The sequence below is a fragment of the Arcobacter rhizosphaerae genome (assembly GCF_049472155.1).
In the GTDB taxonomy this organism is placed as follows: Bacteria; Campylobacterota; Campylobacteria; order Campylobacterales; family Arcobacteraceae; genus Arcobacter_B.
In genome coordinates this window covers 192,513-218,892 of sequence record NZ_JBMOVW010000001.1, presented here as the reverse complement: position 1 = coordinate 218,892, position 26,380 = coordinate 192,513, and the positions used below count along the sequence as shown (strand labels likewise).

General features: G+C 26.1%; 26 protein-coding genes. 11 read left to right on the top strand and 15 right to left on the bottom strand.

Annotated elements, in window-relative coordinates; translation table 11 throughout:
• The first annotated feature begins 73 nt into the window (after positions 1 to 73).
• Positions 74 to 1,015 carry a cation diffusion facilitator family transporter gene (locus ACH5BH_RS01075; protein ID WP_423297164.1) on the top strand — a complete coding sequence of 314 codons (942 nt, stop codon included), beginning with the start codon at positions 74 to 76 and terminating at the stop codon, positions 1,013 to 1,015.
• A gap of 10 nt (positions 1,016 to 1,025) precedes the next feature.
• Entirely contained in the window at positions 1,026 to 1,331 is a 306-nt protein-coding gene (locus ACH5BH_RS01070) for a metal/formaldehyde-sensitive transcriptional repressor (RefSeq protein WP_404304306.1), read from the top strand.
• Between the two features lie 5 nt (positions 1,332 to 1,336).
• Here the strand turns inward: ACH5BH_RS01070 and ACH5BH_RS01065 are convergent, their stop codons facing one another.
• Genes ACH5BH_RS01065 through ACH5BH_RS01055 form a run of 3 tightly spaced genes read right to left on the bottom strand, consistent with a single transcriptional unit; the run spans position 1,337 to position 3,422 of the window.
• Positions 1,337 to 1,915 (bottom strand): hypothetical protein, encoded by a 579-nt coding sequence (locus ACH5BH_RS01065; RefSeq protein ID WP_423297163.1) that lies wholly within the window; start codon positions 1,913 to 1,915, stop codon positions 1,337 to 1,339.
• 9 nt (positions 1,916 to 1,924) lie between these two features.
• Positions 1,925 to 3,103: an FAD-dependent oxidoreductase gene (locus ACH5BH_RS01060; protein ID WP_423297162.1), complete on the bottom strand. Its 1,179-nt coding sequence runs from the start codon at positions 3,101 to 3,103 to the stop codon at positions 1,925 to 1,927.
• Complete coding sequence (locus tag ACH5BH_RS01055) at positions 3,096 to 3,422, bottom strand: hypothetical protein (protein WP_404304309.1); 327 nt, start codon at positions 3,420 to 3,422, stop codon at positions 3,096 to 3,098. Before ACH5BH_RS01055 ends, ACH5BH_RS01060 begins: the two co-directional genes overlap by 8 nt.
• Positions 3,423 to 3,591: 169 nt before the next feature.
• Between ACH5BH_RS01055 and ACH5BH_RS01050 the strand changes: the two genes are divergently transcribed.
• The gene (locus tag ACH5BH_RS01050) at positions 3,592 to 4,458 is read left to right on the top strand and encodes a DnaJ C-terminal domain-containing protein (protein ID WP_404304310.1); all 867 of its coding nucleotides are present in this window, start codon (positions 3,592 to 3,594) and stop codon (positions 4,456 to 4,458) included.
• Between the two features lie 11 nt (positions 4,459 to 4,469).
• Positions 4,470 to 4,856 carry a heat shock protein transcriptional repressor HspR gene (locus tag ACH5BH_RS01045; RefSeq protein ID WP_404304311.1) on the top strand — a complete coding sequence of 129 codons (387 nt, stop codon included), beginning with the start codon at positions 4,470 to 4,472 and terminating at the stop codon, positions 4,854 to 4,856.
• Positions 4,857 to 4,866: 10 nt separating this feature from the next.
• On the opposite strand, the gene ftsZ is transcribed toward ACH5BH_RS01045, so the two are convergent.
• The 9 genes from ftsZ to ACH5BH_RS01000 form a co-directional block, all read right to left on the bottom strand.
• Positions 4,867 to 5,997, bottom strand: a complete 1,131-nt coding sequence (ftsZ, locus tag ACH5BH_RS01040; protein ID WP_404304312.1) for a cell division protein FtsZ — start codon at positions 5,995 to 5,997, stop codon at positions 4,867 to 4,869.
• Between the two features lies 1 nt (position 5,998).
• Positions 5,999 to 7,396, bottom strand: coding sequence for a cell division protein FtsA (gene ftsA / locus ACH5BH_RS01035; RefSeq protein WP_404304313.1), 1,398 nt, complete (start codon positions 7,394 to 7,396; stop codon positions 5,999 to 6,001).
• Between the two features lie 3 nt (positions 7,397 to 7,399).
• Entirely contained in the window at positions 7,400 to 8,863 is a 1,464-nt protein-coding gene (locus tag ACH5BH_RS01030) for a peptidylprolyl isomerase (protein WP_423297161.1), read from the bottom strand.
• A gap of 84 nt (positions 8,864 to 8,947) precedes the next feature.
• A complete protein-coding gene (gene recD2 / locus ACH5BH_RS01025) occupies positions 8,948 to 11,275 on the bottom strand; it encodes an SF1B family DNA helicase RecD2 (RefSeq protein WP_423297160.1) in 2,328 nt (775 codons plus the stop codon).
• Positions 11,275 to 11,628: a hypothetical protein gene (locus tag ACH5BH_RS01020; RefSeq protein WP_404304316.1), complete on the bottom strand. Its 354-nt coding sequence runs from the start codon at positions 11,626 to 11,628 to the stop codon at positions 11,275 to 11,277. Before ACH5BH_RS01020 ends, recD2 begins: the two co-directional genes overlap by 1 nt.
• Positions 11,628 to 11,978 carry an arsenate reductase (glutaredoxin) gene (gene arsC / locus ACH5BH_RS01015; RefSeq protein ID WP_423297159.1) on the bottom strand — a complete coding sequence of 117 codons (351 nt, stop codon included), beginning with the start codon at positions 11,976 to 11,978 and terminating at the stop codon, positions 11,628 to 11,630. Before arsC ends, ACH5BH_RS01020 begins: the two co-directional genes overlap by 1 nt.
• Positions 11,979 to 12,069: 91 nt before the next feature.
• A complete protein-coding gene (locus tag ACH5BH_RS01010) occupies positions 12,070 to 12,909 on the bottom strand; it encodes a hypothetical protein (protein WP_404304318.1) in 840 nt (279 codons plus the stop codon).
• A gap of 18 nt (positions 12,910 to 12,927) precedes the next feature.
• Positions 12,928 to 14,583, bottom strand: coding sequence for a GMC family oxidoreductase (locus ACH5BH_RS01005; protein ID WP_423297158.1), 1,656 nt, complete (start codon positions 14,581 to 14,583; stop codon positions 12,928 to 12,930).
• Positions 14,580 to 15,074, bottom strand: coding sequence for a gluconate 2-dehydrogenase subunit 3 family protein (locus tag ACH5BH_RS01000; protein WP_423297157.1), 495 nt, complete (start codon positions 15,072 to 15,074; stop codon positions 14,580 to 14,582). The genes ACH5BH_RS01005 and ACH5BH_RS01000 overlap by 4 nt, the downstream gene beginning before the upstream one ends.
• Positions 15,075 to 15,137: 63 nt before the next feature.
• Between ACH5BH_RS01000 and fliK the strand changes: the two genes are divergently transcribed.
• The 4 genes from fliK to mrdA all read left to right on the top strand — a co-directional run bounded on the left by fliK (position 15,138) and on the right by mrdA (position 19,843).
• A complete protein-coding gene (gene fliK / locus ACH5BH_RS00995) occupies positions 15,138 to 17,240 on the top strand; it encodes a flagellar hook-length control protein FliK (RefSeq protein WP_423297156.1) in 2,103 nt (700 codons plus the stop codon).
• A 1-nt stretch (position 17,241) separates the two neighbouring features.
• The gene (locus ACH5BH_RS00990) at positions 17,242 to 17,568 is read left to right on the top strand and encodes an EscU/YscU/HrcU family type III secretion system export apparatus switch protein (RefSeq protein WP_404304322.1); all 327 of its coding nucleotides are present in this window, start codon (positions 17,242 to 17,244) and stop codon (positions 17,566 to 17,568) included.
• Positions 17,569 to 17,630: 62 nt separating this feature from the next.
• Positions 17,631 to 18,071 (top strand): hypothetical protein, encoded by a 441-nt coding sequence (locus ACH5BH_RS00985; RefSeq protein ID WP_404304323.1) that lies wholly within the window; start codon positions 17,631 to 17,633, stop codon positions 18,069 to 18,071.
• Entirely contained in the window at positions 18,068 to 19,843 is a 1,776-nt protein-coding gene (mrdA, locus tag ACH5BH_RS00980; protein WP_423297155.1) for a penicillin-binding protein 2, read from the top strand. The genes ACH5BH_RS00985 and mrdA overlap by 4 nt, the downstream gene beginning before the upstream one ends.
• A gap of 9 nt (positions 19,844 to 19,852) precedes the next feature.
• Here mrdA and ACH5BH_RS00975 read toward each other — a convergent pair whose 3' ends face one another.
• Positions 19,853 to 20,734 carry a nucleoside recognition domain-containing protein gene (locus ACH5BH_RS00975; protein WP_404304325.1) on the bottom strand — a complete coding sequence of 294 codons (882 nt, stop codon included), beginning with the start codon at positions 20,732 to 20,734 and terminating at the stop codon, positions 19,853 to 19,855.
• Positions 20,735 to 20,894: 160 nt separating this feature from the next.
• Between ACH5BH_RS00975 and fliP the strand changes: the two genes are divergently transcribed.
• Complete coding sequence (gene fliP / locus ACH5BH_RS00970; RefSeq protein ID WP_423297154.1) at positions 20,895 to 21,623, top strand: flagellar type III secretion system pore protein FliP; 729 nt, start codon at positions 20,895 to 20,897, stop codon at positions 21,621 to 21,623.
• Here fliP and ACH5BH_RS00965 read toward each other — a convergent pair.
• Positions 21,616 to 23,544, bottom strand: coding sequence for an ATP-binding protein (locus ACH5BH_RS00965; protein WP_423297153.1), 1,929 nt, complete (start codon positions 23,542 to 23,544; stop codon positions 21,616 to 21,618). The genes fliP and ACH5BH_RS00965 overlap by 8 nt on opposite strands.
• A 152-nt stretch (positions 23,545 to 23,696) precedes the next feature.
• Here ACH5BH_RS00965 and ACH5BH_RS00960 point away from each other — a divergent pair, with 152 nt between their 5' ends.
• Positions 23,697 to 24,119 (top strand): FKBP-type peptidyl-prolyl cis-trans isomerase, encoded by a 423-nt coding sequence (locus tag ACH5BH_RS00960; RefSeq protein WP_423297152.1) that lies wholly within the window; start codon positions 23,697 to 23,699, stop codon positions 24,117 to 24,119.
• A gap of 24 nt (positions 24,120 to 24,143) precedes the next feature.
• On the opposite strand, the gene ACH5BH_RS00955 is transcribed toward ACH5BH_RS00960, so the two are convergent.
• Positions 24,144 to 24,782 (bottom strand): rhodanese-like domain-containing protein, encoded by a 639-nt coding sequence (locus ACH5BH_RS00955; protein WP_423297151.1) that lies wholly within the window; start codon positions 24,780 to 24,782, stop codon positions 24,144 to 24,146.
• A 227-nt stretch (positions 24,783 to 25,009) separates the two neighbouring features.
• Between ACH5BH_RS00955 and ACH5BH_RS00950 the strand changes: the two genes are divergently transcribed.
• On the top strand, positions 25,010 to 26,377 hold the full coding sequence (locus ACH5BH_RS00950) for a TolC family protein (RefSeq protein WP_423297150.1): 1,368 nt from the start codon (positions 25,010 to 25,012) through the stop codon (positions 26,375 to 26,377).
• Positions 26,378 to 26,380: the final 3 nt, after the last annotated feature.

The following is a 26,380-nucleotide window of genomic DNA, read 5'->3' as shown; positions in this document are numbered from 1 at the left end:
TTTTTAGTACTTCTTGCAAATTTTTTATTTTTTTAATATACTATACCCCACTATATTATATTAAAGGTTCTTTATGTCAAGAGAAAAAAAGATTTTGCTTATTATAATTGTAAATATCATTATTATTGTTTCAGAAATAATATTTGGTATTTTATCAAATTCATTTGCACTTATTGCAGATGCACTTCATAATGCAGGAGATGTTTTAGCAGTTGTTGTAACTTATATAGCACTTGTATTAGGAAGTAAAACTACAACATTTAAACAAACCTTTGGCTATGTAAGAGCTGAAATGATGGCTGCTTTTGTTAATACTCTATTTTTATATGTAACTATGATATATATGATTTATGAAGCTATTAATAGATTTTTCAACCCTGAAACTATTAACCCTATATATATGATTGTTGTAGGTTTAATTGCTGTTGTAGCAAATGGTATAAGTGCTTATATTTTAAATAATATTGGTGTAAGTTCTTGCTCACATAACCATGATCATAATCATAGTCATTCACATAATCATTCACATACTAATGATGAAGATGCAAATATTAAATCAGCTTATTTACACATGTTAAGCGATGCTTTAATCTCAGTAGCCGTAGTTATTGCTGGTATATTTATTTACTTTTTTGAAGTTTATTTTATTGATTCAATCTTAACAGTTTTATTTAGTATTTATATTTTATATCATTCATATCCTTTATTAAAAAAGAGTTTTTTATCTTTAATGGATATAAATATAGTAGAAGTAAGCCAAGAACAACTTAATAAAATAATTAAGAAAAATGAAAATGTAATACAATACCATGATTTACATATTCATAAACCAAGTACAAAATATAATTTTATTTCTTTTCATTTAGTAGTAAATGACATAAATTTAAAACTTGAAGAGATTGAAAAAATCACAGAAGAAATAGAAGAAAACTTAAATAAAATAGGTTTTAATCATGTTTTAATTCAAGTTGAATCAGAAAAAAATATACAAAACCATAAAAATTGTATTATATAAAAGGGTTAAAATGTATCAATGCGATGTAGAAAATAAAAAGTTAATTAACAGAATAAACAGAATTCATGGTCAAGTAAATTCCGTGAAAAAAAAGCTTGAAAATGATATTGATTGTAAGGATGAACATTTAGATCCCTATGAAGTTATAAGACAGCTTACAGCAATCAAAGGAGCTGTAAATGGAATGATAAACTCTTATGTAGAACATTTTGCAAAAGGTCATTTAGTAAAAGAAATCCAAGAGGCAAAAACTCAAGCTGATGCTATGGCAAAAATGGATGAGCTTGTAAATATTATGAAAAGTTATAGTAAATGAATTTACTATAACTTTAAAGATAAAGCTTTTAAAATAGAAGTTTTTTCTAGTTTTGATATTCCTTTTTGCATAGCATCAAGCTTTACTTCACCTTCAAAAGACTTTTCAATACTTCCATCTTTTTGTACTTTATAAACATAATATTTATTTTGTATAATACTATTTAAACCAAGAACTCTTACAAAATCACCAGAAGAATCATTTATAAGCTTATTATTTGTATCTTTATATAATTCTTCAAGTTTTCCATCTACTGCCAATTTTTTTATTACCCATGGAGTTTGTGATACATTTGCTACAAGTATAATATCTTTATTTGTATATTTATCCAGTTCATTAAGAACAGCTAAGGCATCATGATTTAAAACAATTATAGTTTTTTCTTCACCTTTTGGAAATAATACTTCTTTTCTAAAGTAATTACTTTCACCTATAATCTCAAAATGACTAGATAAATAAGCAATATTTTTTGAAAGCCTATTTTCTTGTTTTTGTATTACTCTTTCTTTAGGAGCAGTTAAATAAACTAAAAATGCAAAACCTATAACACCTAAAAATACAATTTTTAAAACATTTGTAATCATCTTTTATTCCTATTTCTTATTTTTTAATCTTTTTGCCCATCTTAAAAAAAGCCTATATGTTTCTATATCTTCACTTAAATTTTTTTTATTTATAATATGTTCAACTAACTCTTTAGCTAAATAAGGAGATAAAACAAATCCTCTTCCCCCTACTCCATTTAAAACATATAAATTATTAATCATTTCTAAATTTTCTTTTTTTATAAAACTTCCATTCAAAATATGAGGATATTTTTCAATACTTTTTTCTGAGTCAACTAACTTTCCAACCATTGGAAAATAATCTACACTTGAAGCTCTTGCTCCTATTTTTACATCTAAGAGTTCTACATTTTTTAAATGCTTGATATCATTAGCTAAAGATAAAAGCTTTTTAGTATCATCTTCCATAATTTTTAAACTTTTTTCATCTGGCTTTATATAGTTAAAATCTGCTTTTTTTAAATCATAACTAGTTTGGCTCATATCTTCTTCAAATCTATTATGTGTAGCACCTATGCTTATTAGATTTTTTGAACTATTTTCTATACTTCTTGATTTTGATAAAGAACACTCTTTATGATAATTTATATCTATTTCTGTAGAAGAAGAAATATTGATTCTTTGCCCCCAAACAGCTCTTATATTAAAATACTCTTCCTTAATCAAAGAAATATCTGCTCCTGTAGTTAAGATTAGATTTTTTGTTTTAATATCGTTATTTATGTACCAAAATTCATTAAGTTTTTCTATTTTAGAAACTTCATAAGATAATAGTTTTTTTATATTTTTTGTTAAAGCCTTGCATATTTCATAGGAGTTTACTTGAGAACCAATAGGAAAGAAATATCCATCTTCAAACTCTTTATATTCAAAATCCATATAAGGTTTATAACTTTCAAACTTCTTTCTATCTTCATCATTTTTAGGGATTCTACATGTTCCACAATTTGTAATAAGAGAAGGGAAATTATCCTTATAAAATTTTGTTGAATAACTTAAAGCTTTTGAAATAAGAGTTTTAAACTTATTATCTTTACCTAATAAAGGTGATAAAAAAGCCCCTGCAGCACCACTTGCACCAAGACCTACATCCTTATTTCTATCAATTATCAAAATATTTTCATTATATTTGGCTAATTCATAAGCCAGATGACAACCTGCAACTCCTGCACCTAAAACTATATAATCATAAACTTTTTCAGACATTTTTTTCTAACTCTTCCATAAATTGATAATTAGGTCGCCAATAACCTCTTCCACCTCTTAAACTAATACATCTATAATCAGGGAATTTTGACTTATAAAATTTTAGTCTCTCTTTTGTAGATTTCCCTGTATCACAATAAAAAACAAAAACCGTTCCTTTTGGATATTCATTCATTTCAAAAGGATTGTAAGTTATTGTTTCTATTTTATCTAAAGGCTTTAAAATAGTGTCTATAAGTACTACTTTAATTCCTTGTTTTTCTAGTTCTTTTGTATATTTATATAGTTCTTGCTGTGTCCACTCATCTTTTTCAAACATTTTATATTCCATTTATATTTATTAATACTATAGTTAAATAGACTCAACATAATACCATACTTAAGGTTAATAGTGCTAAATATAGTTTTAAACTTGATTGACTTAGACTCAAGTTTATGCTATAATTATATTCTTAAAAATATCTTAACAATTATTATAGGACGGGAAAATGGCAAAAAGTTTATATGAGACACTAGAAGTAAGTGAAAATGCTTCTGTAAGTGATATAAAAAAAGCATATAGAAAATTAGCAAGAAAATATCACCCTGATGTAAATAAAGATCCTGCTGCAGAGGAAAAATTTAAAGAAATAAATGCAGCTTATGAAGTATTAAGTGATGCAGAAAAAAAACAACAGTATGATCAATATGGGGATTCAATGTTTGGAGGTCAAAACTTCCATGATTTTGCTAGAGGTCAAGGTGGAAATGTTGATTTAGATGAAATACTTAGACAAATGTTTGGTGGAGGAGCAGGATTTAGCTCTTCTGGCTTTAACCAAGGTGGTTTTGGAGGATTTGGAGGTTTTGATGAACCAGATTTGGATACAACTGCCCAAATAACAATACCTTTCACAACTGCTATTTTAGGTGGTAAACAACATATTGCTTTAAACAATGATTCTTTTGATGTAAAAATTCCAGAAGGAATTAAAGATGGTCAAAAAATTAGAGCAAAAGGAAAAGGTAAATCATATCATGGACAAAGAGGTGATTTAATTTTAAAAATCAATGTAGCCCCTTCTAATGAATATGAAAGAGATGATTCAACTTTAATCAAAACTTTTGATGTTCCATTAAAAACAGCACTGTTTGGTGGAAAAGTAGAAATTGAAACAATTCATAAAACTATTACTCTAAAAGTTCCTCAAAATACTAAACAAAATCAAAAGTTTAGAGTTAAAGAACTTGGAGTTTTAGATAGAAAAACAAATACAAAAGGTGACTTACATCTAAAAGCAAATATTGTTCTTCCTAAAGTTGAAGATTTAGATGAGAGTTTAGTAGAGTTACTAAAAGATAAACTTCCTGAATAAAAGGATTTATTATGGAAACAAATAGCTATATAGAACCTGTGTATTTAATCTCAGCAGTTGCTGAGATTTTGAATATACATCCTCAAACACTAAGACAGTATGAAAGAGAAGGTCTTATTAAACCCTCAAGAACAAATGGTAAAATAAGACTTTATTCACAAAAAGATATAGACCACATAAAATATGTACTAACATTAACAAGAGAATTAGGTGTAAATTTAGCTGGAGTTGATATTATACTTCAACTAAATAAAAAACTTGAAAAACTTGAAAATGAAGTACAAGAATATAAAGCTAAAATGAAAAATATAAATAATTTAGCAGTAGTACCAGACACAAAAGCTCTGGTTGTTCAAAAAACATCTTTTGATATAGTTATTGTAGAAAAAGAGGATTAAAATCCTCTTTTTAAAATTGGTATTTTACTACGTAATCTCGCATTAATGGTGGAATATCTAAAAAGTTCTCATCATCAGATGATAAATTTTTATTTGCATCATCTTCATGTGAGTCTTCTTTTCCATTATCTAAATCTTCTTTTGATTCAAAACCAGTAGCAACAATAGTGATTTTTACTTCATCTTTTTCAAGTGTTCTATCTGATGTTGTACCAAATATAATTTCAGCATTATGATCCATTCTATCATTGATACTTCCCATTACATTATTAATAGCAAATAATGATACTTGTGGATGAATATTAAAGTGAATTAAAATACCTTTTGCCCCATTTAATGACATTTTATCTAGTAAAGGTGATTCAATTGCATCTTCTAAGGCTCTTTGTGCAGCATCTTCTCCTTTTGCCTTACCAATACCCATTAATGCCATACCTCTATGCTGCATGATAGTTTTAACGTCAGCAAAGTCAGTATTAATATCTGAATTACCTGGATTTAAAATAACCTCAGACATACCATTTACAGCTTGATATAAAATATTATCAATAATTTTAAAGGCATCTTTCATACCAACATTTTCATCAATAATCTCTAATAGTCTATCATTTGGTACAACTATAATTGAATCACTTACTTTTTTAAGTTCTTCAAGCCCAAGACTTGCCAGTCCTGCTCTTTTTTTACCTTCCCAAGTAAAAGGTTTAGTTACAACAGAAACAGTTAAAGCACCTGCTTCCTTTGCAGCTTTAGCAACAATAGCAGCAGCACCTGTTCCAGTACCTCCACCAAGTCCTGCAGCAATAAATACAATATCAGCACCTTTAAGTGCAGATTTAATCTCTTCATAACTTTCAACAGCTGAATCTCTACCAATTTCAGGTTTCATTCCAGCACCAAGTCCTTTTGTTAACTTAACACCTAATTGAATTTTTTTAGGTGCTTGAGAAATATGTAACACTTGTAAGTCAGTATTAGCAGCAATTAAATCAACTTTTTTACAACCTTCTTTTATCATGTGGTTAATCATATTACAACCACCACCACCAATTCCTATTACAGAAATTTTTGCTACATTATCTGACAACACTTTGTTTGGCATTTCTTCTTTGATATCGTCCACCTTAAATAAATTATCCATTTTAAAACCACTCCGATATTTTACTCCAGAACTTAGAAACACCTTTTTTCTTATCTTTTTCTAAAGGTGTTAATACAGCTGAAGTGTCTCTTATTTCCTCATTTGGCTTATTCATCTCATTTTCAAACCCTCTTCTTGTATCACTCATAGAGGCTTGTGAATTTTCAATAACTTTATTTTCAATTCTTGGTTCTTTTTTTATTGGTTTCACAAGTTGTTTACTTGAATCTAACTCGTAATTTCTTGTCGCACCTAAAGAATATTCTAATAATCCAACTATTGTAGACATACTTGGATCATCAAAATTTAAATACCCATTTTTAATATTTTTAGGGTTAGAAACAGAAATAGGAATACCTTCATATATTTTTTCAGCTAAAGGTTTAATTCCTTCTAAACTCGACATTCCACCTGTAATAACTACTCCTGAACCTACATTATCTAAAATTCCACTTTTTTTCAATTGATTTCTTACAAGAACTAATACTTCTTCAACTCTTGCATGAATGATAGTTTGAATATAATCAAGGGCAACCTCTGAGTTAGTATCCTCATCACCTATTCTTGGAATTTTAACTTTTGTAACACCTAGTTCATTATTAGGTGTATAATCTTTTGTTAAAGACCCATATTCAGTTTTAATTCTTTCTGCTGCTACAGGAGGAGTATGAAGCATTACTGATAAATCATTTGTGATATGGTTTGACCCAACAGGAATAAATCCATTATAAATCATAGAGTTACCCTTATAACAAACAAACTCTGTAGTTGTTGCTCCAAGATTTATTACTGTTGTACCAAATCTTTTTTGTTGATTATCTAAAATAGAAATAGCAGAAGCATAACCATCTAAAACAAAAGTAGTCATATCAATACCTGATACTTTTAAAGCCGATTTTATATTTGTTAATGCAGTTCTTTTTGCAGTAACAATATAAACAGATACTTCAAGTCTCGAACCATTCATATTAAGAGGGTTATCAACATCAACAGAATCATCAACCTTGAAAAAAATCGGTATTACATGAACCACTTCATATTCAGGAACAATAGTTGCATTATATAAAGCCATTTGCATTACTTGATTAATTTCGGTTTCAGTAATAAGTCCATTTGGTACATTTACAGAACCAGAACTTCTTATGCTTTTAGTATAACTTCCTGAAACAGAAACTATTGAAGTTTCAATTGTTTCTGTTGTATTTCTTTTTGCTAATGTAACAGCATTTTTAATAGCTTTAGATGCCTCTTCAATATTAATTATTAAGCCTTTATTAACACCTTCGCTATTTTGGATACCAGTACCTAGAATACTAATATTATATTCTAAATCATGTTTTGCAATAACTGCTGTTATACTAGATGAACCAATATCAATTGCTAAGATAGTATTACTCAATTATTATTCCTTTGTTTGGATTGAAGATTGTATTTCGTAAGTATTTTCTAAAGCATTTACTAAATTAGTCATTAACTCTTGTGATTGTAACTGTGTTAATGTAGACCTAACAGCATTATCTCTATCTTTATTATAAGAACCCAATTTAGAATTATTAACTCTGTATAATACTACTTTATCATTTAGTTTAATAAAACCTTCTTTTTTAGTTGATGAAAATAACTGATTTAAAAATTGTGCAGCTTCTTGTGCTTCTAATAAAGTGATTTTATCAATTGATTCTCTTGTAACACCTTTTATTTTAATACCTTTGAAAGATGAAGCTTGTTTTTGAGCCATTTCTTCAAGATTTTTTTGTTTTGTTACAAAAATATAATCTTTCTTAGCCATCTGTTTTGCATCTTCAAAAGATAAAGGTTTAGCTTTTTCAATTTTAACTAATTGAGTAATTACAAACTTATCATTTTCAAAAAATGGCTTATTTAAAGAACCTACTTTTGAGTTAATAATTTCATTATTATTCTTTTGTGAATAAGGCATAGTTGAAGTTGTAAATGTAGCAACATTTTTTAACTGCTCGTCACCTTTTTTAATTTTAAGATACTTTTTAAGTGCTTCTTTTTTAGTAAACTTTTCATCTAATTTTTTAATAACATCAGCTTTAGCTTCTTCAAAAGATTTTATTTTTCCATCTTCTTTTTTGAAATCTAATCTAAATTTATCATAATAGTTTTTAATTTCTTCTTCACTTGGGTTTGATGCTTGAAGTGGCATATCTAAAGACATTACTTGATATTTAACTTCTGACATATAAGCATTTTTGTTCTCTTCCCAGTATTTTTTGATATCTTCTTCCTTAGCTTCAACATTAACATCATTTAATGTTAAAATTTTCATTGAAATATCATCTTCTAAGAAAAGTAATTTACTTAAATTCTCAACTTCTTTTTGATTTGCTTTTATATCAAATAGTTTTTGAATTTTAGTCAATAAAATTCCTCTTTTTAAAGAGTCTTCAAACTTAACAGGAGTTGTTCTATTTTGAGATAAAACTTTTATATAAGTTTGTTTATCAAATTTTCCATCTTTTAAAAATGCTTGATATTTTACTAACTCTTTAGCAATATCTTCATTTGTAACTTTTAAACCTAATGAATCTCCATAAGATAAGATAAGATTTTTTTGTAGTACTTGCTTATAAGCAACATCTTTTAAATTAAGCTTATCAGCCATTTCTTGATTAAAACTATCACCAAATAGTCTTGCATACTGTTCATATAAATTTGAATATTCTTGTTGATACTCTTCAACAGATACTTCTCTGTCACCTACTACTGCTACTACTCCACCTTGTTTGCCATACTCGTATGAACCCCAACCAACAAAGCCAGCTCCAACAAATGCTATTGTACTTATCCAAATAGTAATAACTAGCCATTTTTTGTGTCTTTGCATCCAACTTATCATAAAACATAATCCTCTTAAAAATTTTAAATATATTACTGTAAAATTTCTTTTAAGTTAGTTAAAGTTAATTTATGTATTCAAAATTTATAACTGAGGTAAAACTTCATTTTTTATTAAGTCTTGTTTACTTAGTAAATCATTGATTACAGACTCTCTTATTGTTATTTCTATTTTTTTACATGCACTTTTGAAAGCTTCTTCTTCCCCAACAATAAAACACATTTTTTTTGCTCTTGTTATTGCAGTATAAAGAAGTTTTGTATTATGCATAATATAGTGAGAAAAACTCATAGGAATTAAAGCATTATCATATTCCATACCTTGTGTTTTATGAATTGTTAGACAATAAGCTAAAGATAATAAAGAAGAAACATTTTCAAAATCATAAAATACTACCATATCATCATTAGGATATAAAACAATACATTTCTCTTCATCAAAATCAAGCTTTATAATAAGCCCTAGTTGACCATTAAATACTCTTTTTTCCAAAAAGTCTGTTGAGCCACTTTTATACATTTGCATAGTTTGAGCTCTCATATTTTCATTTTTTACATGAATTACTTTATCTGTAATTTTATACTCATAAAGCTTGGTTTGAAAAGCTTTTCCTTTTGTATGATTAAAAAGTTTTTGTAATTGCATATTTAAATTTTCAACACCCAAAATACCATTTTTCATTGGTGTTATTACTTGAAATAAAATCAAAGCTTTATTTATGTCTTTTTGTTTTATTAAATCATAATACTTTTGAATATAAGAAGCTGAAATATTTAAAATATTATTTAAAATAAGTGTAGAGTTTTCTCCCCTTATATTTGAAAACTCATTTGAAGAAACAGAGTTTTTTTGAGCATAATAGTTTGAAATTGAAACATTTTGAAAACTAAAATCTTCATATTTTTCATTATATTTAGGAATTTCACCCTTTCTTATATCATTTGCTATTACAGCTATTGCCTGATTTTCATTTTGTCTATAAATTTTTGTAAGTTTACAAATTGGCGCAAGTTTATATTTAATAGCATCAGCTAGAATATTACCAGCTCCAATTGCAGGTAATTGACCATCATCACCAACTATGATAAATATAGTTTCATCTGATATTTTTGATATTATTTGATAAAATGTTACAGAATTTACCATTGATGCCTCATCTAAAAGTATAACTTTATGAGGAAAAAAATCTTTTTCTTTATGTTTTACTAATAAAGACTGAATAGTAGAAGAGTTATATCCAGTAGTATCTGAAATTCTTTGACTAGCAATACCACTTAAAGCAATAGTTATAATATCATCATAAGATACAACTTCTTCAAGAAGTTCTAAAATAGCCCTACTTGATGTAGACTTACCAGTACCTGCATAACCTATTAAAAAAAGTGTTTTATGTCCTTCATTTATAAGTTCAACTGCTTTTTTTTGCTCTGTACTTAATTCAAAGCCTAAAGTTTTTTCTTTTTTTTCTAAATATGAATCAAAATCTGCAATTATTTTTTTGTTTTTTTCATCCTCTCTTCTTTGAAAGAAATCTAAAATATTTTTTTCTGCATTAAAAAGCATAGATAAAGCATATCTATTCTCTTTTGTTACATATATTTCTTCTTCAACAAGCATTTTTGATAGAGCTTCTTCATATAAAGCATTTTCATTAGAAAAGTTTAATGACTCATCAAGAAGTTTATATAAATGAAATTTATCTATTGATGAATTTCCATTATTATCACAATACTCTCTTAAAGTATAGTTTAAACAAGCCATTATTCTAAATTCACTTCTAGGATTAATTCCTATAGCTTTTGCTATTTCATCTGCTCTTTTAAAACCTATACCTCTAATACTTATCAACATATATGGATTTTTTTTGATTTTTTCAATTAAGTTATCAACTTCACCAAAAGCTGAATATATTTTTGTAATAAGATTTGAAGTCACTCCAAATTTGGCTAAAAAAGAACCTAATTCTCTTAAGTGCTTAAATTTTTGCCAAGATGAAACTATTTTTTCTAGTTTCTTTTCTTTTATACCTTTAAATTTTAGAAGTTCTTTAGGATTATTGTTTAATATTTCAATTAATTCTTCTTCACTATATTTTTCCAAAAGTTCGTGGGCAAATTTATTTCCAATACCTTTTACAATTTTTGTTAAAAAGAAAAATATCTCAGCTTCTTTTAATTCTAAGGTATCAAATTCAAATTGAACTCCATATTTTTTATGTGTAGTCCAGTTTCCAACAAGAATTATTTCTTCACCTACCATTTTTTCGATATCAGTATCAAAATATGTACCACATACTTTCTGATTATTTTCCAATACAGCTATGATATATTTTGTTTCATCGTTTTTATATAATACTTTTTTTAGAACCCCTGATAATTTAAAAGTTTTATATTCTTCTTGATTACTTGCCATTAATATCCATCATTAAACTTATGTTTTTTATGCTTATCTTTTGTATATGTTTTTTTCTTTTTTTCTTTTTGAATTAAATTTGCTTGCTTTAATAAAGTAGATTTTTCATCTTCAAAATCTTCTGTATGATTTTCAATATATTGTAAAGTAGTATTTAAAAATTCTGTTAAAGAAGTAAGATAAGCAGAATGCAAAGGTACAGCCTCTACTCTTTTTAAATCTTCGTAGTTCTTTTTTGTTCTTTGTTTGAATAATTCAACATCAAAGTTATCAAGTTTAAGTAAAGATACAGTTCTTGTAAAAAACTTTTCTAAAACTCTAATATATCTTATTCTTTGTTGTTTTTCATGCATTATTTAAGTAACTCTTCTAAATTTTCTATAGGTCTAGCAATTACAGCTTTATCACCTTTTATAATAACAGGTCGCTCAATTAGTTTAGGATTGTTTATCATTGATTCAAGAAGTTTGTCTTCATTTGTTTCATTTTCTAAAGCTAGCTCTTTATAAATAGTTTCACCTTTTCTCATAAGTTCTTGAGCTGTCATATTTAACTTATTTAAAATATCTTTTAGTTCATCTTTTGAAGGAGTTTCATCTAAATATTTAACAACTTTTGCTTCAATATTTTTTTCTTCTAGTAGATTAAGTGCATTTCTTGATTTTGAACATCTTGGATTATGCCAAATTGTAATATCTTCCATACTTTTTATACCTTATTCATAATTTTAAACGATTATATCCAAAAATATTTTACAAAGCTTGAAATATTACAATTTGTAAGAAAAGTATTAATTAGAACTGTGTTTGAATACCTATAAAAGGCCCTTTATAAGACATATCAATTCCATCTGATTCAAACTCTTTGCCCTTATAACCTAAGATATAAGAGGATTCTTTAAATTGATTATTTTGATAGCCAAGTGTAAACTTATACTCTAGTGCATCAATCTTATCCCCTGTTCCAATAGAGCCTTCAACATCAAACCATAAATTATTTATAGCTTGGATTTCATTTCTATAATTTGCTTGAATATCAAAATAATTTTCTTTTGCTTTTTGTGAATTTGCAGTAAGTTCATATCTATTTAATCCTACTCCTAATTGAAGCTTATCAAATATTCTTTTATAATTTAATTTATAAAGTTTAGTCTCAAACTTTTTATCTGTCATAAAAAATTCAAAAGTAAATTTATTTTTATTATTTTGATATGAAAGTATAGGAGAAAAAGCATTTGCATTTTCAGATAATGATGTAGTTGCATTTGAGATGTCAATATCAATGGGTGAGTATTCAAATCTTACTTCAACAATAGTATTATCAATAGTTATACTATTTTTCTCTTCTAAAATATCTTCTTGCTTTACCTCATCATTTAAAATATTTTCTCGTACTTTGATTACTTCTACTTCTTTTTTCATAGGTGAAAGAAGAACTTTTTGTTCATTTTTTTCTTTTTTTATGAATGGTTTTACTTTTTTTATGAGTGGCTTTACTTTTTTTTGTTTTTGTTTTTTTTCTACAAAGTTGTATTCAATCTTTTTTTCATTAGAAAACTTACTTAATGGCATATAATCATCCATTTGAGCAAAACAAATAAAAGGTGTAATAGTAAATAAAAGTAGTTTTTTCATTAAATCTCCAAAATAAATTTAGGTCATTATTTTATCATAATTTTTTTTAATATATTCTGCAACTCTAAAGGAATTAGCATAAATAGTAAAAGTATACGGAACACTACCACCAGTAGGCATAAAACTTGCATCACTTATAAAAAGATTATTTATTTCATGAGCTTGACAATGTTTATTTAAAACAGAAGTTTTAGGATCATCTCCAAATCTACATCCCCCAGCAAGTAAGTTTTGTGCTGGTAATTCAGAAATATTTGAGTTTATATTTTTCACTTTCATTTGTTTAAATAAAGCTATGGCTTTTTCTTCTAAAAATTTTGATACTTTAATATCATCTTTAAATGCACCTATTCTTATATTTGCAACAGGAACTCCATATTTATCTTTATATTTTTCATCTACACTAATAAAACTGTTATCATTGGGAGTCCAGTCTACAAATATTTCCATATTTAATGTTCTTGTTTTAGTAAATTTTTCATAAAGTTTGTCTTGTAGAGCTTTACCTATTAAAAGCTTTGAGCCATCCCATTTTAAGCTATTTGCTCTTTTAATAGGATTTGCATGATCAAAAACTAACTCTATCATTCCACCTTTAAAATCCTTTGTATAATAAAAGTCTTTTATAGCTCTATTTACAAAAAGTCCAGGTTTTAAAAGCTGTTTTAACTCCATATTAGTTTCATCAAATGTTCCACTTACTACTCCACCTGCTGTTGAAAGAAAGTTTTTCCCTACATTTCCACTATTATTTGCTAAGCCTTTAGGAAATGCTTCTGACTTTGAATTTAATAAAAGTCTTGAAGTTTCAATAGCTTGAGCTGCTACTACAAAAAGTTTTGCTTTAATCTCTTTACTTTTTTTCTCTTTTGTATAATAATTTGCTGATATAATCTTTTTCTCTTTGTTTACATTTAGCTTATAAACAAAAGCATTAGAAATTATTGTCACATTATTTGTTTTTAAAGAGGGAAGAATCAATGCTTCTCTACTGCTTCCTTTTGCTCCACTAGAACAAGCATAAGAGCCACAATAATTAGAGTAATAACAAGCACTTCTATGATTACTGTTTTTACTGATTATTGCTCTTGGTGTTTTAACTATAGAGTAAGCTAATTGAGTTGAGGCTTTATCTATAAGTTTTACAATTGGGTGTTCATCTAAAGGTTTAAAAGGAAAATTTTTTGAACTTCTTGGTTCTTGATGTTTATAAAAACTAGGTTCTCCTGAAACACCTACAATTTTTTCAACTTTATCATAAAAAGGTTCAAGTTCTTCATAAGAAATAGGCCAATCTTCTATATTTGAGCCTTTTGCTTTTCCATAAATAGTTTTTAATTTAAAATCATTAGGCTTAAGTCTATAAAAAAAACCACTCATAAAATTTGAAGAGCCGCCAAGAATATTTCCATTCCAAAAGCTCCAGCCTGTTTCATAAGTAGGAAACTTTATCCATTTTCCATCAATATTTTCTTCAATTGTATGATACTCTTCATCTAATTTAGGTGTATAAATATCCCTTCTTACTGTTGCTATTTCATCCTTTGAAAAATCTTTTCTTTTATAGACTTCACCTTTTTCTAAAACACATACTTTAAACCCTGCTTTACTTAATTCATAGATTATAGGTCCAGCACCTGCTCCACTTCCTATTACACAAATATCATACATCATAACTTTTGTCCATATTTCAATTTTGGTCTTGGGTAACCTACACTATGTCTTAGACTTTGCCAGCCTATTTGATTTTTATTCCCACCATAAATTGGATCACCCAATAATGCTTCTATTCCATAATATACAAGTTTAGATAGCCATGATTGAGCATAATCATTAGAATTTACTATTTCATAGATTAACTTTTCTTTTTTTTGTTTTTCTAAGTTAATAAAATTTGGAAAACTTGAATTAAAATCTTTTAAACCTTGTAATACAAATGACTTATCACTATTATTGAAACTTGAATGATTAATAGTCTTTACTAAAAAACTCAAAGCCCCAAACTGTTTTGAACTTGGCATCTTTTTTGTTTTTGGAAATAAAATTTCAAAAAGATTTTCAAGTATTAGTAAATCTTCTTTTGTAAAAACCTTTGCAAAAACTTCTGTACTTTTAAATGCAATAAAAGTAAATGTGCTAAATTTGATAAATTCTCTTCTTTTCATAAACATACTTTATCCAAATAGTAGTAAAAGTAAAAATATTTTAAATTATGATATACTTTTAAGATGTTAGTATCAAATAATTCACTTTTAAATGTACTATTACCAAATGATAATAAAGCCTTAAAAGAGGTTTTAAAAGAGGCTGACTCAAAAACTTTACAAGATATGATAAAAAATAAATCAGTATCTGTAAATGATGTTTTAAAAAACCTTTTTGATGATATAAAAAATGGTACTAAAACAAATACAAACATAGAAAATATTTTAAAAAATACAAATGCTTTTAAAGACTTAGGCTCTTTTTCAAAATCATTAACATCAGTTTTATCTCAAATTGATTCTAATTCAAACCTAAATAAATTTAAACCAAGTCTTGAATCTTTTTTAAAAAACATTGTAAATATTGATGAAAATAGTCTAAAGGAACAAATAAATAAATCAGGGGTTTTTTTAGAAGCTAAAATAGCTCAAAATACTCAATCAAAAACCTTGCTTTCTCCAAATATAGAAAAACTTTTAAATCAAATACAAAACTTAATAAAAGATATAAATACGCCAATAGCTAAGCAAGTAAATGAAATTATTACCAAAACATTACAGCAAGTCCCTACTTCTACAACAAATAAAAGCACAGAAAATCTAAAAACACTTATACCTTTGCTACAAAATTTAGTAAGTACTCTTGAAAATAGCACTACAAAAGACTTATCAAAGTTGACTAATCAATTAAAAGCTATTGTTTCACAAGGAGCACTTCTTGAATCGAAACTTGATAATTTAAAAACAATTAGTTCAAATAACATACAAGCCCCACAAGCTTCTACAAATCAAACAAATGCCCTTCTTAATACAAAAGAGCAAGTAAATATCGAAACAAAACAACTATTAAGTGAGATTAAAACACAATTTAATTTGTCAAATACAAATAACCCAAATGCTAGTAAAGTTATTAATGAGCAAATTGATAATCTATTAAAGTCAAATGACTTATTTACAAAAAATGATAAACTTATAGAACCAAAAGCTTTATTAAATAATCTACTTAATTCAAATGAAATAAGACAAGCATCAAATCAAAATCAAAATATTTCAAACTTGATATTAAACTTAAAAAATATATCTGAAAATATTTCAAACCTAGAAACAAAAGTTCAAAATTTTATTAATATTAGCAATGAAAAAAGCTCTGTTCTTACAAATTTAAAAGAAAATATTGTTTCATTGAAAACAGAATTATCTAATATTAAAAATATTGATTTAAGTGTATCAAATAAAATAGTTTCAAAACTAGAAAATCTAGAAAATCTATTTGCTAAAATACAAAATCCAAATATTAATACAGAAAATACTAAAACAAACCCTTTATCAAACCTTAATCTAAATAATAATCAAAGTAATATAGCAACTAGTTTTCCTAATAATTTTTCAAACAATTTAAATAGTCTAATTTTACTTTTAAAAGAGAGTATTACAAACTTATCAGCTAATCAAGTAAATCCAAATGCACCAGCTATTCAAAATCAGATTTTAGAAGTGGTTGAAAAAATTGAAGCAACAATAAAAGAAAGTATTCAAAATTCAAATCTAAACCAAGCTATAAATCCAAACCAAAGTAAAGAAAATACTTCTGCCCTTTCAAATGATATGAAATCCATACTTCTTCAAATGCAAGATGAGTTAGTTTCCAAAACAGATCAGAAATCTCAAGAGTTATTTAAACAAGTTGATAAAATGCTAATGCAAATTGATTATCATCAACTATTATCACTAAGTTCACAGTCAAACTATGTTTATGTACCTTTTTTATGGGATATGTTAGAAGAAGGAAGTATTGGAATAAAAAAATCAAAAGATGAAGAAAAGTTTTATTGTCAAATTCATCTAACATTAAAAGATTTTGGTAAAGTTGACTTAATGATGGGACTTTATGATAAAAATAAGATTGATATAACTATCTATGCACAAAGAGAACATTTTAAAGAAAAAGTAAGAGATAATTTACAAGAATTAAAAAAGTCTTTAAACAATGTAGATTTAATTCCTGTAAATATAAAACTTCTTGATTTAAAAGAAGAGAATAACCAAGAAGATAAACAAACACAAACATATAACAAAAATGCCTATGATAATTCTAGTTTTAACTCTGGCATTGATATAAGAGTTTAAAATGCAAAAAGAAATAAAACAAGAAAACTATACTACTAAAGCTGCTGCTTTAAAATATGATATCAATAATGATAGTGCTCCAAAAGTAACTGCAAAAGGAAAAGGAGAAACAGCTAATAATATCATCAAAATCGCAAGAGAAAATAATATACCAATTAAAAAAGATGAAGATTTAGTAGAACTTTTATCTCAACTTGATTTAGATAAAGAGATTCCTGGAAGTATGTATAAAGCTGTGGCTGAAATATTCTCTTTTATTTATGATATGACCAATCAAGGTAAAAAAATTGATGAGAAACTTGAAGAAAAAATAGAAAAAAGAGATTGATAAATATATAAGAGAGTTTATACTATAATCGCCAAAATTAAATATAAAGTAATATAAATCCCATGAAATATAATAACTTAGATAGTCCTATTTTTTTATTTACATTAATAGTTATTGCTGTTATTTTAAACCTAATTTCTTCTATTTATTTTTTGATTATTATGCTTAGTGGTGTTTTATTTACAGCTTTTTTTGTTAGTTTAAAAAATAGACGAATGTACTCTTTATTTTTTATAATTATTGCATTTTTATTTATCGAAATAAATTCAGGACTTAAACCTCTATCTCTTACATTACTATCACTTTTTTTATATATTTTTGTAACACCACATATCAGAAGAAACTTATCCTTTAGTTCTATAAATACCTATATTTACGTAATTTTATTTTATTTAGGTGTTCTTTTGATTTGGTCTTTATCTACAAATATAAATGAAACTATCATAAAAGCGATAATTGCTAATATATTTATTGATTTACTATTTATTGGAGCTTTTATATGAATATACGATTAAATATCATATTTATAATTATCTTTGCTATTATGACTACTTTACTTGTAAGAGTTTATTTTCTAAGTATTAAATCAAACACTTACTATGAAGAATTATCAAAAAGAAATTATATTAATAGAATAAATAAAGTACCTGTAAGAGGTGTTATTGAAGATAGAAATGGTAAAAAACTAGCAATAAATCAGATGGGATTTTCTATCTTAATAAAACCACATTTAAGATCTTATAAAAATAAAGAAGAATTAAATAGTACTATTGAATTTATTGAAAAACATTTCCCAAAATACAAAAAAGAGAAACTACTAAAAAACTATAAAAGAAAAGATTCTGCATATAATCATGATTATGTAAAAGTAGTTGATTATATCGCTTATGAAGATTTTTTTCCTAAATATACACTTTTTGCCTCAAAAGAAAATATCAAAGTTGAATCTGCTGTAAAAAGGTATTATCCTTATAAAAATGTAGCTTCTCATATAATAGGATATGTTGGAAAAGCTTCAAGACTTGATATAGTAAAAAATGACTTATCTGCATTTAGTGGGATTATTGGAAAAAATGGTTTAGAAAAATACTATAACGATATACTACAAGGTAAAATGGGATATAAAGATATAAAAGTAAATGCCTTAAATGAAGAGATTGAAGTACTTGAACAAAAAGAGCCTTCATCAAATAATAATATTAAAATCTCACTAGATATTGAACTTCAAAAATATATTCAAGAAATATTTAATTACAAAGGTGGTGCTGTAATAGTAATGGACTCCACAAATGGAGAACTATTAGCAGCAGCTTCTTTCCCTGAATTTGACAATAATATTTTCGCAAGAGGTATTTCAGTAAAAGAATGGAATGAAATGAGAAATGATTTTAATCATCCTTTTACAAATAAACTTATAAATGGACTTTATCCTCCTGGTTCTATCATAAAAATGGGAGTTGCCCTATCTTTTTTAGAAAATGGAATAAAGGAGAGTTATACAGTAAATGATTCTGGTTTTATAAAAATAGGAAATAGAAACTTTAGATGTTGGAAAAGGCATGGACATGGTAAGGTTGGTTTTAATAAAGCAATTAGAGAAAGTTGTGATGATTTTTTTTATAAAGGAAGTTTAAGAGTAGGAATAAACAAAATCTCAAAAACTCTTGATAAGTTTGGGTTTGGTCAACAAACAGGAGTAGATCAAGTAAATGAGTTTTATGGAATAAATCCAAATAAAGACTGGAAACAAAAAAAATATAATAAACCTTGGTATGTAGGTGAGACTGTTATTACATCAATAGGACAAGGAAATATGCTAGTAACACCAATGCAAATGGCAAGATACACAGCATATATTGCAAATGGCAAGCTTCCAACTCCTCATTTTTATAAAAAAAATTATAAAGAACCTATTAGTTTAAATTTCCCTGAAAAGCATTTGAATCTTATGAGAAAAGGAATGTATGAAGTTATGTATCATAAAAAAGGTACAGCTTCAAGACATATTAACTCTAAAGTTAAAATAGCAGGAAAAACAGGAACAGCACAAGTGGTTTCTATTCCTCAATCAGAAAAAGTAAGAATGAAAGAGAGTGATTTAAAATATTACCAAAGATCTCATGCTTGGCTTACAACTTATGGGCCTTATAAAAATCCCAAATATGTTGTAACTGTACTTGTAGAACATGGTGGACATGGTGGTACTGTAGCAGGGAAAATGGTAAGTAAAATCTTTGATAAACTAGTTGAATTAGGATATATCAAAGAAAAGTAAGAAAGAATTTTAAGAACTCTTTTCTACTTTTAAATCGTATAATTTTAATAAAACATACGCAAAAATTATAGCAAAAACTACTCTTGCTATTACAATAACTGTTAAGTTCGCATTAAAAATCACAAAAAGTAAAGTATCTTCAATAATTGCATGACATATCATCAAAAAAGTACCAACATAAAAAATATCTCTTTTACTTAAAGAAGAGTTTTGAGCTTCTTTTATTAGAAGCCCTGCTCCATAAGTAATACCTAAAAAAACACCAACCAGTAAAGAGAATCCTTTAGAAACATTTTTTTGAGACTCAACAATAAATTTTCTTGTTTTAATAAAATCCATTATAAATATTATTATAGAAATAAGTATTATTATCTTAACTGTTAAATCAATAGAATTTATAAAAGATGTGGATAAAACATCCCATAAACTATCATAGACTCTTGCATCTACACTAGCATTTGAAACAATATTTGAAAAAGTGTCTTTAGGTAAAAGAGTTACTAAATAAGCTACTATAAATCCACTTATTACTCTTAAAGAAATAGAATAAATATTAGAAATACCTAATTTCTTCATTACTGCCGTTTCGACTATTAAAGCATGACATATTCCTAAAAAGACTGCTAAAATAGTCCACTCTCTAGCTGTTAAATCTAAAGGAGCTGCAAAAGCAATTGCTGCATATAAATTTAGAAACATACCACTTATAATACTTAAAGCAGCCTCTTTTGGTAAATCTAATAAAGAAGTTAAAGGTTCTACTAAAAAAGAGATATAAGATAAAATATTATAATAATATAAAACTTCTGCAAGTATATAAATAGGAATAATTAATTTAATAATTATCCATGCACTCTTTAGTGCTGATAATAAAGTTTGTTTATAATTCAAGTTTATATCCTTAAATTAAAACAAAATATCATAAAATTATTTATAACTAACTTATAATTTTAAAGACAAATTAGCATAACTTAAATGCTATTTTTATTTTATTAAGTTTTTAATGATTCTTTAGCTATTATAATTTCTAATTTTCCATAGGACTAAATACTTGAAGATACTCTTAAGTTTATTAATTTTAAGCATTACACTTTTAGGAGCAGATGATTTACCAATTGTAAATTTATCTGTAGCAGCACTTGAAGAACCAGCACAATTTGTAAAAACAATAAATATTGCACTAATTCTAGCTTTACTTGTTTTAGCACCATCACTTTTATTGATGGTTACTTCATTTACTAGGATTATTATAGTATTTTCACTTCTTAGACAAGCTATGGGTTTACAACAAACTCCACCTACTCAAATCGTAATTTCTTTAGGTTTAATAATGACAATTTTTATTATGGAACCTTATGCAAAAAAATCTTGGGAAGATGGTGTTAAGCCATATATGGAAGAAACTATAGGATATGAAGAAGCCTTTGAAAAAGGGGTTCAACCTTTTAAAGAATTTATGATAAAAAATACAAGAGAATCTGATCTTGCACTTTTTTATAGAATCAAAAAAGAACCAAATCCTAAAAATATTGATGATGTACCTTTAACTCTTTTAATGCCTGCATTTATTGTAAGTGAGTTAAGAACTGCTTTTGAAATAGGCTTTTTAATTTTCTTACCATTTTTGGTAATTGATATTATTGTTGCTTCTATTTTAATGAGTCTTGGTATGATGATGTTACCACCTGTTATGATCTCCTTGCCTATTAAGATTATCTTTTTTATTGTAATTGATGGTTGGCAATTGATTATTGGAAACCTCGCCCAGTCCTTTAAATAAGTAAGGGCAACTCAATACAAAATCTAGCACCTTCTTTGCTATTTTCGACATATAGTTTGCCCTTTAAACTTTCAGTAATTATTTTATAACTCATATATAAACCAAGTCCTGTACCCTGAGATTGATGTTTTGTAGTATAGTAAGGTTCAAAGATATGTTCAATTATATCATCTGATATTCCTCCTGCATTATCTTGAATTGTAATCAAGATTTTATCATTTTTTATTTTTTTTAAAAGTATTTCAATTACTGGTTCTTTTATTTTTCTTTCTTTAAAAACATCTTTTGCATTATTTATAATATTTATTAACACTTGTGATAATTCACCTGATACCATTTTAATTTCAATATCTTCTATATCATTTATATTACTAATTAATTTTATATGATTATTTAAAAGTGTAGCTTTTGAAAGTTCAAAGGTTTCATTTATTTTATCTTGTATAATTACTTTTTTATACTCTTTTTCTTCTTTTATAAAATTTCTAAATATTTCTATTGTATCGTTTAAATATTTTACACTTTTGTTTATTGATTCTAACTCTTCATACAATAACTTGTCTGTTAAAATATTCATTTGTTTTTGAAGTTTTAATCCTGTAGAAGCTGTACTAATAACACTTAAAGGTTGTCTCCATTGATGGGCAATATTTCCTATCATTTCACCTAAAGATGCCATTTTAGATTGTTCTAATAGCTTAACTTGCTGTAATTCATACTCTTTGATATTTGTAATATCATAATTTACACCTATCATATATAAAGGTTCATTATACTTATTGTAAACAGTCATTCCCGATGCTTTTATATATTTTAGACCCTTTTTTGTTCTAATACGAAATGTACTTTGAAACTTATTTCCAAAAGCAATACAATGATTAAGTTTATCTTTCACTTTTTCTATATCATCTTTATGTAAAGTTTTTTCCCATACCTTAAAATTACTACTTTTATTCTTAGTATTTATTTCATAGATTTTATACATTTCATCATTCCAGTCATAAATATTAGTTTTTAAATCCCATTTCCAAACTCCAATATTAGCTAATTTTGTTGCTTCTGTTAATTTAGTACTTGTTTCTTTTAACTTATTATAAGATTTTAATAAACTATCTGATAGATACCTCTTTGTATTATTCTTTAAAAAATAGAATATAAAAATTACTATGATTAATAACAAAACCTTAATAAAAACTGTTAATATTAAATATCTATCATAATCTTTTACTAACTCTTTTCGCAAAGAATCAATTTTATCTTCTAGTATATTTAAAGGTATCCCTGTAGCAATAATCCAATTTAGTTTTTTATAGTATCTTGCATAAGATAATTTTTGAGTAGTTTTATTTGACTTATACTCTTTAAAAAAATAACTATAAAAGATTTCATTGTTTTTCAATACACCTTTAAGTTCTTCAAGATAAGGGCTATTACCTTTTATATCTTTAAACTCTGTAGATAAAAAAATACCTTCTGAATCTTTTAGATTTGGATGAATAAGTCTTATTGCATAATCTTTTCCACCTTTTTTATTTTTTATTTCATTTACCCAAGTGTATCTTTGTTCATCAAAAATGGTATTATAAAGGTAGAATCTTACTGCATTTTCAAATTGAGTATAATTCAATTTACTTAAAGTATTTGATTTAGTTTTATTTTTTTCTTTATTTAAATAAAAACTATATAAATTATCTATAAAAAACATAGTAGTATGAATAGATTCTTTGAGTTTTTGTTTATATTCAAAAATAATATTACTTTTCATCGCTTGAAGATATTTATCCATATTATCTTTTTTTGATTTCAAATCTATATATGTAGATATAAGAATCAATGATATTATAATTATAAAAATTATATAAAGAAAATTATTGTATTTTTTAGTTCGTTTTTGAAAGCTATAGCTGGGTTCATTAGTCATTTGGAACTCCTGTAAGCATAAACTAAATTATTAATTTATGTTTAAGTAGTATATCATATTTTATTTATTAAAAAAACTATACAAGCTCTATGTATTTAGTTCAAATGCAGTATAATTCAAAAAATTGATAATTATTATAAGGATTTTTATAAATGGCAATTGAAGTTAATCAAAATGTTAAAATATTTTTTGAAGTAAAGATTGATGGGAAAGTTGTAGATGGTACAACTTCAAATAAAGCTTTTGAATTTACTTTTGGAGTAGGACAAGTAATACCAGGATTAGAAGCTAGAATAAAAGATATGCAAGCTGGTGAGAGTGCTAGTTTTGTAGTTCCAGCAGCAGAAGCTTATGGAGAGTATAACCCTGATGCAAAACAAACTTTACCAATAGAGGAAGTGGCTGGAATTCCTGATTTAAAAGTAGGAATGCAGCTACAAGGGGAAGATGAAGAAGGACAGCCTATTCAAGTTTTAATAGAAAAAATTACAGATACAGAAGTTACTATAGATTATAACCACCCTCTTGCAGGTAAAGATATGGAATATAGTGTAAAAATAGACTCACTACTATAAAAATAAAAGCAGGTTTCCCTGCTTTTACTTACAGTTTAAAGCATCTTCTTTTGAGAATAAATCTTTATACTTACATTCAAACCATAATTTTTCAACTGGCACTTTCCAAGTCCAAGCTAATCCACTATGTAACCAACCATCTTTAACTCTTTCACCTTTGTATTTACCTTGTTTTACTTTTCCACCTTCAAAACCATCAATAATAGTCCACACATTAGTATAACCTTTTGAAGCTAACTGATTTACAACAGGTGCAGCTCTTGAAGACCCCGATCTACATGTAATAAAAATAGGTTCATCTTTTTTTACATCTTTTTTATCAAGTTCATAAATAATCTCTTTTAAAGCATATTTATTTTTCTTCATAGCATAATTATTATGCTTTTTACCATAAGCTGTAGTATCTAAAGTCATAAAAGGAACATAAATATCAGTTCTTGAAGCACTTCCTATAAACATAATCTCAGAAGGACTTCTTACATCAATTAAAGTAGCATTTTTATTTTTAGCTAGATACTCACCTGCATTTTTAGCAGTAACATATAAACCTAAAGTTGTTTGTGCTTTTTTCTTTTTTGGAGTTTGTGCTTTTTGTATATCCATTGCACTTAAACTTAATGATGATAGTAAAATAGATAAAACAATCAATAATTTAATTTTCATAATTTTTCCTTATAATTTTTTTGAATTTAATATTAACTTTACTTATATTAAATTTATATTAAAAGTATAAGTACAACAAATATTTTTTCATGATTTATAATATTTTTTTATTTATAATATAAGCTTCATATATATAACTTTTATTTATAATATTTCTTTTAAATTTTAACAAAATATTTTAAATAAATTAAGTACAATCTACTTTAAAACAATATATGGAGAACTATATGAATAAACTTTATTTATGTTTATTAATTGGATCTTTAAGCTTTTCAAAAAGTGTAGATTTTCAAGAAGTGTTAGATTTAACATTAAATAATAATAAAGATTTACAAAATACAAAACTTGATATAGAACTATCAAAATTAAATAGTCAAAAAATAGATGCAGTAAACTTTGGAAAACTTTCTTTTATAAATGAAACAAGTAGAACAAATCATGCAGGATATGTTTTTAATTCAAAACTATCTTCAAGGGAAGCTAGTTTTAATGACTTTGGGGCATTACAATATAATAACCCATCAAAAGTAAATATAGAACCTACAAATTTAAACTACCCCAAAGCTAGAACAAATATCACAAATAAAATTACTTACGATTTACCTTTATTTACAGGGTTTAAACTGCAAAAGCAAAAAGAGATTTTAAAACTACAACAAAAAGCAAATGAAGTAAAATATAATCTTAATAAAAAAGAGTTAGCTTTTGAAGTTCTAAAAGCTTATAATAATGCAGTAGTAGCAAAAGAATTTATACAAGCAGCCCAAAAAGCAAAAGAAGCTATTTCTTATGTAGTAAAATCAGCAAGTGCTTTTCATGATGAAGGACTTGTTACAAAAATAGATGTTAAACAAGCAAAAGTCTATAAACTAAATACAAACAGTAAACTAATAGAAGCAAAAAGCAATTTTGCTTTAGCCTTAGCATATCTTAGATTTCTAACTTCAAATGATTCTATTTCAAATGTAAAAAACCTTAAATACATCTCTTATAATATTTCAAATAAGAAAAGACTTTATAAAAAAGCTTTAGAAAATAGAGATGAACTAAAAATGCAAAATATCCAAAAACAAGCCATGAAAAAAAATATTGATATTGCAAAAAGTTCATACTACCCAACTGTCTACTCTCACTTAGAGTATGGTTTTAATGATGATAAATTTACACTTGATGAAAATAAAGACTACTATACAGCAATGATAGGTCTAAACTATGATTTATTTGATAACACAAGAAGTATTGAGAAACAAAAAAGCAAGATAGCCTATCAAAAATCTGTTCTTAATTATGAAAAACTAAAGGACGCTGTAAAGCTACAACTTGAAAAAGCTTTACTTGATTTAAAATCTAAAGAAAAAATATTAAAAGAAAAATATGAAGCAAAAAAGTTAGCACAAGAAGTTTTTGATCAATCAAACCTTATGTACAAAAACCAATTGATTGCTATGACAAACCTATTGGAACAAGAAGCAAACCTACGAAAAAATGAAGCTGAACTTATAGTAGCTAAATATCAAAAAAGTTTAGCTCTAGCTAAAATCGCTACTGTTTTAGGTATTGACTTTTCAGATACTAACTATAATAAAGGAAACTAAAAA

Excerpts from the sequence above, each read along its gene's own strand:
- ftsZ (WP_404304312.1), bottom strand. The coding sequence starts at position 5,997 with ATGGATAATTTATTTAAGGTGGACGATATCAAAGAAGAAATGCCAAAC.
- ACH5BH_RS01045 (WP_404304311.1), top strand. The coding sequence starts at position 4,470 with ATGGAAACAAATAGCTATATAGAACCTGTGTATTTAATCTCAGCAGTT.
- ACH5BH_RS01010 (WP_404304318.1), bottom strand. The coding sequence starts at position 12,909 with ATGAAAAAACTACTTTTATTTACTATTACACCTTTTATTTGTTTTGCT.
- ACH5BH_RS00950 (WP_423297150.1), top strand. The coding sequence starts at position 25,010 with ATGAATAAACTTTATTTATGTTTATTAATTGGATCTTTAAGCTTTTCA.
- ACH5BH_RS01070 (WP_404304306.1), top strand. The coding sequence starts at position 1,026 with ATGTATCAATGCGATGTAGAAAATAAAAAGTTAATTAACAGAATAAAC.
- ACH5BH_RS00955 (WP_423297151.1), bottom strand. The coding sequence starts at position 24,782 with ATGAAAATTAAATTATTGATTGTTTTATCTATTTTACTATCATCATTA.
- ACH5BH_RS01030 (WP_423297161.1), bottom strand. The coding sequence starts at position 8,863 with ATGATAAGTTGGATGCAAAGACACAAAAAATGGCTAGTTATTACTATT.
- fliK (WP_423297156.1), top strand. The coding sequence starts at position 15,138 with ATGTTAGTATCAAATAATTCACTTTTAAATGTACTATTACCAAATGAT.
- ACH5BH_RS01005 (WP_423297158.1), bottom strand. The coding sequence starts at position 14,583 with ATGATGTATGATATTTGTGTAATAGGAAGTGGAGCAGGTGCTGGACCT.
- ACH5BH_RS00960 (WP_423297152.1), top strand. The coding sequence starts at position 23,697 with ATGGCAATTGAAGTTAATCAAAATGTTAAAATATTTTTTGAAGTAAAG.
- ACH5BH_RS01000 (WP_423297157.1), bottom strand. The coding sequence starts at position 15,074 with ATGAAAAGAAGAGAATTTATCAAATTTAGCACATTTACTTTTATTGCA.
- ACH5BH_RS01055 (WP_404304309.1), bottom strand. The coding sequence starts at position 3,422 with ATGTTTGAAAAAGATGAGTGGACACAGCAAGAACTATATAAATATACA.
- ACH5BH_RS01075 (WP_423297164.1), top strand. The coding sequence starts at position 74 with ATGTCAAGAGAAAAAAAGATTTTGCTTATTATAATTGTAAATATCATT.
- mrdA (WP_423297155.1), top strand. The coding sequence starts at position 18,068 with ATGAATATACGATTAAATATCATATTTATAATTATCTTTGCTATTATG.
- ACH5BH_RS00990 (WP_404304322.1), top strand. The coding sequence starts at position 17,242 with ATGCAAAAAGAAATAAAACAAGAAAACTATACTACTAAAGCTGCTGCT.
- ACH5BH_RS00965 (WP_423297153.1), bottom strand. The coding sequence starts at position 23,544 with ATGACTAATGAACCCAGCTATAGCTTTCAAAAACGAACTAAAAAATAC.
- ACH5BH_RS01065 (WP_423297163.1), bottom strand. The coding sequence starts at position 1,915 with ATGATTACAAATGTTTTAAAAATTGTATTTTTAGGTGTTATAGGTTTT.
- ACH5BH_RS01050 (WP_404304310.1), top strand. The coding sequence starts at position 3,592 with ATGGCAAAAAGTTTATATGAGACACTAGAAGTAAGTGAAAATGCTTCT.
- ACH5BH_RS00985 (WP_404304323.1), top strand. The coding sequence starts at position 17,631 with ATGAAATATAATAACTTAGATAGTCCTATTTTTTTATTTACATTAATA.
- ACH5BH_RS01020 (WP_404304316.1), bottom strand. The coding sequence starts at position 11,628 with ATGCATGAAAAACAACAAAGAATAAGATATATTAGAGTTTTAGAAAAG.
- arsC (WP_423297159.1), bottom strand. The coding sequence starts at position 11,978 with ATGGAAGATATTACAATTTGGCATAATCCAAGATGTTCAAAATCAAGA.
- recD2 (WP_423297160.1), bottom strand. The coding sequence starts at position 11,275 with ATGGCAAGTAATCAAGAAGAATATAAAACTTTTAAATTATCAGGGGTT.
- ACH5BH_RS01060 (WP_423297162.1), bottom strand. The coding sequence starts at position 3,103 with ATGTCTGAAAAAGTTTATGATTATATAGTTTTAGGTGCAGGAGTTGCA.